The sequence below is a fragment of the Paraburkholderia sp. Ac-20336 genome (assembly GCF_017105025.1).
GTDB lineage: Bacteria > Pseudomonadota > Gammaproteobacteria > Burkholderiales > Burkholderiaceae > Paraburkholderia.
Genome location: NZ_JAAGPS010000064.1, coordinates 31,062 through 41,840 on the forward strand (window position 1 = coordinate 31,062; position 10,779 = coordinate 41,840).

Annotated in this window: 10 protein-coding genes; 6 read left to right on the top strand and 4 right to left on the bottom strand. The window is 64.6% G+C overall.

What is annotated here, in order from left to right; all coding sequences use genetic code 11:
- The first annotated feature begins 67 nt into the window (after positions 1 to 67).
- The 5 genes from GXB81_RS18855 to GXB81_RS31790 all read left to right on the top strand — a co-directional run bounded on the left by GXB81_RS18855 (position 68) and on the right by GXB81_RS31790 (position 4,403).
- The gene (locus GXB81_RS18855; protein WP_205990026.1) at positions 68 to 1,168 is read left to right on the top strand and encodes a polyamine ABC transporter substrate-binding protein; all 1,101 of its coding nucleotides are present in this window, start codon (positions 68 to 70) and stop codon (positions 1,166 to 1,168) included.
- Positions 1,169 to 1,259: 91 nt separating this feature from the next.
- The gene (gene potA / locus GXB81_RS18860) at positions 1,260 to 2,429 is read left to right on the top strand and encodes a polyamine ABC transporter ATP-binding protein (protein WP_167046069.1); all 1,170 of its coding nucleotides are present in this window, start codon (positions 1,260 to 1,262) and stop codon (positions 2,427 to 2,429) included.
- Positions 2,426 to 3,358: an ABC transporter permease subunit gene (locus tag GXB81_RS18865; RefSeq protein WP_205990027.1), complete on the top strand. Its 933-nt coding sequence runs from the start codon at positions 2,426 to 2,428 to the stop codon at positions 3,356 to 3,358. The genes potA and GXB81_RS18865 overlap by 4 nt, the downstream gene beginning before the upstream one ends.
- Complete coding sequence (locus tag GXB81_RS18870; protein WP_167046063.1) at positions 3,355 to 4,173, top strand: ABC transporter permease subunit; 819 nt, start codon at positions 3,355 to 3,357, stop codon at positions 4,171 to 4,173. The genes GXB81_RS18865 and GXB81_RS18870 overlap by 4 nt, the downstream gene beginning before the upstream one ends.
- A gap of 104 nt (positions 4,174 to 4,277) precedes the next feature.
- On the top strand, positions 4,278 to 4,403 hold the full coding sequence (locus tag GXB81_RS31790) for a hypothetical protein (RefSeq protein ID WP_277396795.1): 126 nt from the start codon (positions 4,278 to 4,280) through the stop codon (positions 4,401 to 4,403).
- 76 nt (positions 4,404 to 4,479) lie between these two features.
- Here the strand turns inward: GXB81_RS31790 and GXB81_RS18875 are convergent, their stop codons facing one another.
- Together GXB81_RS18875 and GXB81_RS18880 are read right to left on the bottom strand one after the other, a co-directional pair.
- Positions 4,480 to 5,478 carry an alpha/beta fold hydrolase gene (locus tag GXB81_RS18875; RefSeq protein WP_167046060.1) on the bottom strand — a complete coding sequence of 333 codons (999 nt, stop codon included), beginning with the start codon at positions 5,476 to 5,478 and terminating at the stop codon, positions 4,480 to 4,482.
- 144 nt (positions 5,479 to 5,622) lie between these two features.
- Positions 5,623 to 7,113, bottom strand: a complete 1,491-nt coding sequence (locus GXB81_RS18880; RefSeq protein WP_167284046.1) for an NAD(P)/FAD-dependent oxidoreductase — start codon at positions 7,111 to 7,113, stop codon at positions 5,623 to 5,625.
- Positions 7,114 to 7,374: 261 nt separating this feature from the next.
- Here GXB81_RS18880 and GXB81_RS18885 point away from each other — a divergent pair, with 261 nt between their 5' ends.
- On the top strand, positions 7,375 to 8,061 hold the full coding sequence (locus GXB81_RS18885) for a TetR family transcriptional regulator (protein ID WP_205990028.1): 687 nt from the start codon (positions 7,375 to 7,377) through the stop codon (positions 8,059 to 8,061).
- Positions 8,062 to 8,191: 130 nt separating this feature from the next.
- On the opposite strand, the gene GXB81_RS18890 is transcribed toward GXB81_RS18885, so the two are convergent.
- Positions 8,192 to 9,373, bottom strand: a complete 1,182-nt coding sequence (locus GXB81_RS18890; RefSeq protein WP_205990029.1) for a tetratricopeptide repeat protein — start codon at positions 9,371 to 9,373, stop codon at positions 8,192 to 8,194.
- A 190-nt stretch (positions 9,374 to 9,563) separates the two neighbouring features.
- Positions 9,564 to 10,244, bottom strand: a complete 681-nt coding sequence (locus GXB81_RS18895) for a PspA/IM30 family protein (RefSeq protein ID WP_167046048.1) — start codon at positions 10,242 to 10,244, stop codon at positions 9,564 to 9,566.
- Between the last annotated feature and the right edge of the window lie 535 nt (positions 10,245 to 10,779).

A 10,779-nucleotide genomic window follows, 5' to 3' on the forward strand; every position in this document is an offset into this window, starting at 1 on the left:
TTGGTGGTAGTTTTCGGGGGCCGCGCGCGACGCAGCGGCTTGAGTGACGACGGGATCGGAGAACGGGATGAAACGACGGGTAGTGGGGCAGGTGGTGGCGCTGGTCTTGTGCGCGGCGCCGTGGTTGACGGCCGCTGCGAAGGATACGCAGCTCAACGTGTATAACTGGTCCGACTACATCGCGAAGGACACGATCCCGAACTTCACGAAGCAGACCGGCGTGCAGGTCAGGTACGACAACTACGACAGCGACGACACGCTGCAGGCCAAGCTCCTCACCGGCAATTCGGGCTACGACATCGTCGTGCCGACCAGCAACTACGCGGGCAAGCAGATCGCCGCCGGCATTTTCGAGCCGCTCGACAAATCGAAGCTGCCGAACCTTAAATATCTCGACCCGTCGCTGATGGCGCTCGTCGCCGGCGCCGATCCGGGCAACAAGTACGTGGTGCCCTGGGCTTACGGCACGACCGGGCTCGCCTACAACGTCACGAAGGCCCAGCAGATTCTCGGCAAGGACACCCCGCTCGATAACTGGGACATCCTCTTCAAGCCCGAGAACATCTCGAAGCTGAAGGCCTGCGGCGTGTCGGTGCTCGATGCGCCGGACCAGATGTTCGCGGCCACGCTGCACTACATGGGTAAGGATCCGATGAGCACGAACCCGGCCGACTATCGCGCCGCGCTCGAAGTGCTCAAGAAGATCCGTCCGTACATCACGCAGTTCAACTCGTCGGGCTATATCAACGATCTGGTCGGCGGCGACATCTGCTTCGCGTACGGCTGGTCGGGCGACGTCGTGATCGCCAAGCATCGCACGATCGAAGCGAAGAAGCCGTACAGGATCGAGTACTACATTCCGAAGGGCGGCGCGCCGGTCTGGTTCGACGTGATGGCGATTCCGAAGGACGCGAAGCACAAGGAAGCCGCGCTCGAATGGATCAACTACATCGAGACGCCGCAGGTACACGCCGCGATCACCAATGCCGTGTACTATCCGAGCACCAACCTGGAAGCGCGCAAGTACGTGGACAAGGACGTCGCGAACGATCCGGCCGTGTATCCGTCGCCTGAGACCATCAAGACGCTGTTCCTGCTGAAGCCGTTGCCGCCGGAAATCCAGCGGCTGCAAACGCGGCTGTGGACCGAACTCAAGTCCGGCCGCTGAGCGCGGCGCGCAGCAGGGAATCCGCATCATCATGAAGCCCTCGGTGTTCACCGGGGGCTTTGTTCGTCAAACGCCGGAGTGAAGCAGCATTATGATCAGTAGTGACCAGCCGGGCGCGCTGGCGGGGGTGGGCGCGCCGTCCCCGGGCCCGAACGCCGTGACGGGCGACGCAGCGGACCAGTTCATCCAGATCGTCGACGTCGTGAAGAAGTTCGGCGAGACCGTGGCGGTCAAGGGCGTCAATCTGTCGGTGAAGAAGGGCGAACTGTTCGCGCTGCTCGGCAGTTCGGGCTGCGGCAAGTCGACCTTGCTGCGCATGATGGCCGGGCTCGAAACCGTGACCTCGGGCAGGATCCTGATCGACGGCGAAGACCTCGCGCAACTGCCGCCGTACCGCCGGCCGGTCAACATGATGTTCCAGTCGTACGCGCTCTTTCCGCATATGACGGTCGAGGCGAACGTCGCGTTCGGCCTCAAGCAGGAAGGCGTGCCGAAGGCCGAACTGAAAGACCGCGTGCACAACGCGCTCGAACTCGTGCAAATGGGCCGCTTCGCGAAGCGCAAGCCGCATCAGCTGTCGGGCGGCCAGCAGCAGCGCGTCGCGCTGGCGCGCTCGCTGGTCAAGCGCCCCAAGCTGCTGCTGCTCGACGAGCCGATGTCGGCGCTCGACAAGCAGATTCGCCAGCGCACGCAGATCGAACTCGTCAATATTCTCGACCAGGTCGGCGTGACCTGCATGATGGTCACGCACGATCAGGAAGAAGCGATGACGATGGCGAGCCGCCTCGCCGTGATGAGCGAAGGCCAGATCGTTCAGCTCGGCACGCCGCACGAGGTCTACGAGTATCCGAACAGCCGCTTCTCGGCGGAATTCATCGGCTCGACCAATCTGTTCGACGGCCATACGGTCGAGGACGAAGCCGATCACGTCTTTATCGAAACGCCGGACCTGCCGTGCCAGCTGCACGTCAATCACGGCATCACGGGACCGCTCGGCATGCCCGTGACGATCTCGGTGCGCCCCGAGCGCATCGCGCTCACGCGCAAGCCGCCCGAGGGCGCGCACAACTGGGGCAAGGGCGTCGTCACGAATATCGCGTACATGGGCGGCTATTCGCTCTATCACGTGAAGCTTGAGGGCGGCAAGACCGTGATCGCGAACGTGACGAGCCTCGCGCTCACCGAGATCGAGCCGCCTACCTGGGGCGACGAAGTGTACGTGCGCTGGAGCGCATCGGCCGGCGTGGTGCTGACGTCATGAAAGAGGCGCTCGTGTCGTTCTTCGCGTGGCCGGTGCGGCGCCTGAAGCTCACGGGCCGCACCGCGGTGGTAGCGGGGCCGTTTATCTGGCTGCTGCTGTTCTTCCTCGTGCCGTTCCTGCTGGTCGTGAAGATCAGCTTCGCCGATTCGCAGCTCGGCATTCCACCGTATACGCGCCTCGTCGACTTTGCCGACGGCGCGCTGCACATCACGCTCGACCTGTCGCACTACGCGTTTCTGCTGACCGACAGCCTGTACTTCGCGACCTACGTCAACTCGGTGGTGGTCGCGGCGATCTCGACCGTGCTGTGTCTGCTGATCGGCTACCCGATGGCCTACTACATCGCGCGCTCGAATCCGGCCACGCGCAATCTGCTGATGATGGCCGTGATGCTGCCGTTCTGGACGTCGTTCCTGATCCGCGTGTACGCATGGATCGGCATCCTGAAGAACAACGGCTTGCTGAACAACTTCCTGATGTCGATCGGGCTGATTCATACGCCGATCGAGCTGTATCACACGAACACGGCCGTCTATATCGGCATGGTCTATTCGTACCTGCCGTTTCTCGTGATGCCGCTTTACGCGCACCTCGTGAAAATGGACCTGACCTTGCTCGAAGCCGCCTACGACCTCGGTGCGAAACCGTGGAAGGCGTTCTGGCAGATCACGCTGCCGCTCTCGAAGAACGGCATCGTCGCGGGCTGCCTGCTGGTGTTCATTCCGGCGGTCGGCGAGTACGTGATCCCTGAGCTGCTCGGCGGCGCGAATACGCTGATGATCGGCCGCGTCATGTGGAACGAGTTCTTCGACAACGCCGACTGGCCGATGGCATCCGCCGTGACGTGCGCGATGGTGCTGCTGCTGCTCGTGCCGATGGCGCTGTTCCAGCATGCGCAGGCGAAGGCCTTGGACGAGGGCCGCCAATGAAGCCGAATCGCCTGTTGCAGCTGATCGCGCTCGGCATCGGCTTTCTGTTCCTGTATATCCCGATCGTGAGCCTCGTCGTGTATTCGTTCAACGAATCACAACTGGTCACGGTCTGGACCGGTTTTTCGACGCGCTGGTATGCGGCGCTGCTGCACGACGACGAGCTGATCGCCTCGGCGTGGCTGTCGCTGCGCATCGGTTTGATGACGGCGTTCGCGTCGGTTGTCATCGGCACCTGGGCTGGTTTCGTGCTCGCGCGCATGGGGCGCTTTCGCGGCTTCACGTTGTATACGGGCATGATCAACGCGCCGCTCGTGATTCCCGAAGTGATTCAGGGCATCTCGCTGCTGCTGCTGTTCATCGAAATGGCGCACCTGATCGGCTGGCCGGCCGAACGCGGTATCTTCACGATCTGGATCGGCCATGTGATGCTGTGCATTTCGTACGTCGCGATCATCGTGCAGTCGCGTGTGCGGGAGTTGCATCCGTCGCTCGAAGAGGCCGCGCTCGACCTCGGCGCGACGCCGCTGCGCGTGTTCTTCTTCGTCACGCTGCCGCTGATTTCGCAGGCGTTGGTGTCGGGCTGGCTGCTGTCGTTTACGCTGTCGATCGACGACCTCGTGCTGTCGGCGTTCCTGTCCGGCCCCGGTTCGACGACCTTGCCGCTCGTCGTGTTCTCGCGCGTGCGCCTGGGCCTGAATCCCGAGATGAACGCGCTTGCGACGCTGTTCATCGCGGTCGTGACGGTCGGGGTGGTCGCGGCCAACTTCGTCATGCAGCGCGCCGAGCGCAAGCGCGCGATGATGGCGGTGTGACGCGGACATAGCGTGCCCGCGCGCAAGGACGTGCGGCGCGCCGCGTGCGCGGCGGCTATTTCTTTCCTCGACCGCCGTTGTGCGGGCTACTGTTTTTCCAACCGATGACCCTGCTCGAGTGCCTTGCGCGCGTGATGGACTGGGAGCCGCTTTATCGCCTGTGGGAACTGATCGTGATGATCTGCAAGTTCCTGTGGGACCTGCTGCGGCTGCTGAGCGGCGGCGGCTGAGAGCGCCGGCCCGCGGCGGTGCCGGCAAGGCTGGCGGATCGATGCATCGGCTTAGACCGAGGCGCGGCGCGTTTCCTCAGGCCTGCACGTCCGCCTGGACCCGCGCATGAACCGCTGGCGTCCCCAGAAACGTGCGCAGATCGGAGAGCACGCGCTCGGGCGCTTCTTCCATCGGAATATGGCCGAGTTCCGCATACATGACCGATTGCGCGCCCGGAATGCGGCTCGCGAACTCGGCGGCATGGGCGGTCGGAATCCAGCGGTCTTTCGCGCCCCACAGCACGAGCGTGGGGACGTCGAGCGTTTTCAGCGCCTCGGTGTCGAGCGCGCGGAAGTCTAGCGTCGGCACCATCTTGCCGATCGCCGCGCGCGTGCCCTCGCCGTGGAAGAACTCGACGTAGCGGCGCAGCGTCAGCGGGTCGAGCTTGCGCGGATCGCCATACACGTTGCGCACCGCGCTTGTGACGATCACCTCGGGCAGCCACCACGGCGAACTGACGCGCACCAGCGAGCGGTTGAACAGGTCGATGTAGATCGGCAGTTTCATCGGAAAGCCGGCCGAATCGATCAGCACGAGCCGCTCGACGGCGCCGCGATGGCGCAGCGCGTAGTCCCATGCAATCAGGCCGCCGAGCGAATTGCCGATCAGCGTCGCGCGCGCGATGCCGAGCGCCTGCATGAACGTGTCGATGAAGCGGCGGTAGGTCGGCAGGTCCATCGTTTCGATTGCGCCGCTCGCCGAATGCAGCGGTCCCGTCACGCCGAATGGCGGCAGATCGAGACGGATCACGCGATGCGCGCGTTTCAGCTCGTCGGCGACACGGTTCCACGTATGCAACGATGAAGCGAAGCCGTGAATCATCACGATCGTGCTGCCCTGGCCCGCGTCTTCGCTTGCACCTTCGTCCACGTAATGCACGTCGGCGCCCATGATCGTCACGAACTTCGAGCCGCTTTGCGTATAGCGCCGACGCAGTTCGTCGCGCGGCACGCTCGTGATGCCGAGACGCGCGGCGAGCGGGCGCCGCGGCAGCATCGCAGCGGAAGCGGATGAGGTGGAGCCGGTGTCTGCCATGTTCTTATCTCCCTGTGTTGTTAGTTGTTCGGTGTGGGTGTCGCTCGGGGGCCGCATGCTTTTCGCCAGTCACGCCTTGCCTGCGGCAGCCCGGCAGCAAGTAAAGCGCCAGGCCCGGCGCCAGGCAGGGCGGCACGCCCAGCCTCAACGCGCGAAGCGGTAATCCTCGGGCCGCACGCGCCGCGTGCGCCTGCGAAACGCGAACGTGAAGCCGGGCCAGATCGCCGTGACCTTGCCGCTATTCGTCTGATACCAGCTATGGCAGCCCGTGGTCCATACCGAGCGGCGCATGTCCTGTTGCAGACGCGCATTGAAATCGCGCTGCACGTCGGCGCGCACGGTCATCGTGCGAGCGTTCCGCCTGCGCAATACGCGCAGGCAATCGACGATGTATTGCAACTGCGACTCGATCATATAGATCATCGAGTTGTGGCCGAGCCCCGTATTCGGGCCGACGATCATGAAGAAGTTCGGAAAGTTCGCGATGCTCGTGCCGAGATAGGCTTCGGGACCGTCGCGCAGCCATAGCGTGCTCAGATCGGCGCCATCGAGTCCGCTCACTTCGAACGGCGCGCGCACGTCGTTGACCTGGAAGCCGGTGCCGCAAATGATCGCGTCCACCTGACGATGCACACCGTCTTCGGTCACGATGCCATCGGCGACGATCTCGCGAATGCCGCTCGTCACCACCTCGACGTTCGGCGCGCAAACCGCGGGGTAGTAGTCGCTCGACAGCAGGATGCGCTTGCAGCCGAGCCGGTAGTTCGGCGTCAGCTTCGCGCGCAGCGCCGGGTCGCGCACACGACGCTCGAGATAGCTGAGACCGAATTTCGTCGGCAGCTTCATGAGCTTCGGATTGACGACGAACGCCAGCGCGCGCGATTCGAGCTGCCAGTAGATGGCGCTGCGCACGAGACGCTGCGTGAACGGCAGCGCGCGGAATAGCCGCTGCATGCGCGGGCCGACGGCTTTGTCGGGCTTCGGCATGACCCACGGCGCGGTGCGCTGGAACAGATCGAGGTGCGCGACGCGCGGCTGGATTCTCGGCACGAACTGGATCGCGCTGGCCCCGGTGCCGATCACCGCGACGCGTTTGCCGTCGAGCGGATAGGCATGGTCCCAGCGCGCCGAATGAAACAGCTTGCCCGCGAAGCGTTCGATGCCCGCGATGCGCGGCAAGGCGGGACGCGAGAGCGGGCCGCTCGCGGCAATCAGCACGTCGGCCTCGACGGTTTCGCGTGTGCCGTTCGTATCGATGTCGACATGCCAGAGCTGCCGCGTGTCGTCGAAGCGCGCCGCGCTCACCTTCGCATTGCAGCGCACGTAGCGCTCGATGCCGTACTTGCGCGCGCAGTGCCGCAGATACGCGAGGATTTCGGCCTGACCGCTGAATGCGCGCGACCACGACGGGTTCGCTTCGAACGAAAACGAATAGAGATGCGAGGGGATGTCGCAGGCCGCGCCGGGGTAGGTGTTGTCGCGCCACGTGCCGCCGATATCGCTCGCGGCCTCGTAAATCGTGAACGACGCGATGCCCATCCGCAGCAGACGGATCGCCATGCCGATGCCGGCAAAGCCGCTGCCGACGATCGCAATGTGCGGTGTCGCGGATGAAGCGGAAGGGGCAGGCGTCACGGCGGTCTCCGGCATGGGGTGAAAGCGGTGTAGGACAGGTAGGGCGAATGGGTACGCCGACAGTTACGCCGACGGGTGTTCGTTCCGGTTGCGAACGCCGGGCCGAGGCGGGCAGCCTCTACGTCTACGCCTGTCTACACGCGCAGCGTAAAGCGCAGGGTAGACAACTGTACACATTGCGTCAAGATCGTTTAGAGTGCTGCTATCAAACGGACCCACGGCGGCACCTACCGTGGTACCCACTGTGGCACCTACAGCGTCATGCCCGAAAACCCCATGACCTCCTTCCCCGAAGCGGCGCTTCTCGCCGGCCAGGAATTGCCGCCCGGCAAACGCAAGTTGATCGAAGCCGCGCTGCGGCTGACCGCCGGCGGCCGCAGTTTCGCGAGCCTCGGCTTGCGCGAACTCGCGCGCGAGGCGGGGCTCAACCCGAACACGTTCTATCGCCATTTCAGCACGCTCGACGATCTGGCGCGCGAAGCCGTCGAATCGGTAAGCCGGCGTCTGCGGCCGATGCTGCGGCGCGAACGCTGGCTCGCCGCGCACGACGAACCGCATAGCGTGCCGCGTCGCGCCTGCGTGGCGTTCTTTGCGTTCGTGCAGGAAAACCGCGCGGCGTTTCTGAGCGCGCTCGCCGAATATCACGGCACCTCGCCGGCACTGCGCGAAGCGGTGCGCGCGAATCTGCACGAGGTGGCGGCGGAAATGGCGGACGACGTCGTGCAGCTCGACTTGATGCCACAGTTAGCGCGCGGGACCGTCGACGAAGTCTGCACGCAGGTCGTGCTGCAACTGTTTCATCTATCCGCTGAATACATCGACGCGAGTGCCGAGCGGCGCGACGCCTTGATCGATTATGCGGAGCGCTTCATCGTGCGGCTGTTCGCGGGGGCGGTACTGCTTGCGCAACACGCGGCCGGTAGCGCGGATGAGCCGGCGCGGGTTTGAGGTCGACGAATTCGCGCTGCGCAGCGCTCAGCAAAACCGGCCGGCAAAAAAACAGGCTCCTTCGCGAAGGAGCCTGTTTTCGTCGACGCGGGCCGCATGGCGACCCGCGATATCAGATCAGGGTCGGGGATCAGGTATCGGTCCAGCCGCCCGAATCGTCGTTGCTGCCCATGTCGATACCGCCGCCGCTGTTGTCGTTCCAGTCGTTCGAACCCTGACCGAAGTCGAGTCCGCCGCCGTTGCCGCCATCGTTGCCGCGGCGGCGCAATTCGTCGTCGTCGACGATCACGTCGCGCTCCACCACGCGGTCGCGCCCATGGTTCAGCGCCTCGCCGAGCAGCACGCCGGTCAGGAGGCCGCCCATGCCGCCACCCATGCCGCCGCCTTGCTGCACGATGACCTGCGGCTGCTGCTGATACGGACCCTGCTGCGGATAAGGCGCCTGCGGGCTGCCGAAGCGCTCGGCTTCCTGCGCATAGGCCGATTGCTGGCTGCCGGGCGCTGGTGCTGCGGCCGGATCGGGCCGGCCGTCGGCGCGCGCGCGCAAGCTCGCGATACGCTGTTCGAGTTCGTCGAGCTGATACGGCGGCAGCGGATTCTTGCCGTTCGAGAGCGTTTCGACGACGCCGCGCAATTGGTCTTCCGTCGCTTCGACTTCCTTTTCCAGCGCTTCATGACCCGGCGCGGTCGAAATCTTCACGTCGAGCTTGATCGAACGCACCGCGTTCAGCATGTCGGTTGCTCGCTTCAGTTGCGTGCGGCGCTCGTCGTCGGCGCGCGTGTCTTCCTGCGTGCGGGCGCGGCGCAAGGTCCAGCGCAGCACGAGCGCGATGATCGCGATCAGAATAAGGAGACCGATCCACATACCCACCCCCGGACCATGAGATTGTTGCGCTTGCGGCATCATCGCCGACGGTTGCTGCACAGCAGGCGCATTCTGCTGCGCGAACGGATTCGCGGCGTGACGGGTGACGTTGCCGCCCGCGTTTTCCGCATCGCGGCGCAGGCGTGCTTCGGTTTGCGCGAAACGGCCCGGGTCGGTGAAGCGGATCTGCGGATCGAGCGTCTTCGCCTGCTGCACCTGCGCGAGCGCGTCGCCGTAACGGCCTTCGCGATCGAGCACCTGCGCGTACAGGTAGTGCGCACGCGCGTTGTTCGGATGCGCCTGCAGCACTTCGGTGAGGCCGGCATCGGCCTGCTGCCAGTTGCCTTGCGACATCGCCGATTCGATCTGCTGCACCGTCGGCACCGCGAACGCGGCGGCCGAAACGAGCAGCAGCGAAGCGCAGGCGGTTGCGAGAAATTTTTTCATGTGCGGACCGGGCGCGGCGCGCCCGTCTCCTTCAGTCGATTGCGGTGGCCGCCATGAGCGGCCGGTATGCCGGCTCTGCCGCGAGCGGCGGTCCGGCAAGCACTGCGGTTGCCGCGCGTACCTCGAAGGCGCGGCGATTCACGTACACGTACCGCGGCACGCTCGCCACGGCACGCTTGTCGCTGCACAATTACTGCGCCGGCGTGTTGAGCTGCTTCTTCAGCGCTTCGAGACGATCGTCGACGGACGGGCCGCGGTTCAGGTCCGCGAGCTTGTCGTCGAGCGCCTTACCGCTTTTCTCGTCGGCGGAATTCAGGCGTGCGTCGGAACGCGCGTTCGACAGCGCGACCTTGTCTTCGAGCTTCTGGAAATCTTCGGACAGATTCTTGCCGCCGATGCCGCCCAGCGCGGTGGCCGCCGTATCCTTCGCCTGCGCGATCTGCTGCTTCGCCTGCAGGATGTTCGAGCGTGCGTTGAGGTCGTTGCGGCGCGTGCGCATGTCGTCGATCTGGCTCTTCAGCTGCGAGACCGACGGCTCGAGCGAGGTCAGCTCCTTCGTCAGCGCATCGCGTTCGGCTTCGGCGGTGGCCTGCGCGCCGAGCGCTTCACGCGCGAGCGCCTCGTCGCCGGACTGCAGCGCGCGGCGCGCGCCGTCTTCGTATTTCTTCGCCTTGTCCGCGGCAACATCGCGCTTGCTCTGCTGAGTGGCGACCTGCGCCTGAATCTCGATCAGCGAGTTCTCGGCCTTGCCGATGCTGTCGTCGAGTTCGCGCACGATCTGGCGCGAGTCGCGCGACGGATCCTGCACCGAGTCGGCCGCATCGTTCAGAAGACCTTTGAGCGTGCGCGAAATGCTGTCAAAAAGCGACATGAAAACCTCCAGAGAATGTAAGCGGCGCCGACGATGTCCGCGCGCCGCGACTGCCTTGAACTGCTACTTTACGCCGCCGCGCGCGATGCTGCGCAACGTTCGGACCGGAGTTCGGGGCGTACCGGCCAATTGCAATAGCGCGGCCCCGAATTGTTCGCGAGCATGGCTTGAATCGATGACGTTTCGATGAGCGAAAGCGCCTCGCGAGCCTGCACTTGACGGCGGATATTACACCATCGGCTTTGTCTCGAAATGGCTTGCGCGAGGCGGCTGCGCGCGGGTTTTGCCGTGCGGCGGAGGCTGTTGTCGTAGTTGCGGTATCGGTGTGGCGGCCCAGGTTGCCGACGGCTGGTCATGTGTCATGCGCCGATGTAACGATCTGCAACAGAGAGCGGTTTCTTGAGGCGTTTTGCGCGTGCTTTGTGCATAGCGACGCAGCATCGGGCGGGCGTCATGCGTGGTGATTGCCGTTCACGCGAAGCGGCCGCCTTCCGTGCTGGTGTCGCTGCGGGGTTCGTCGTCGTCGCTGGCTTTG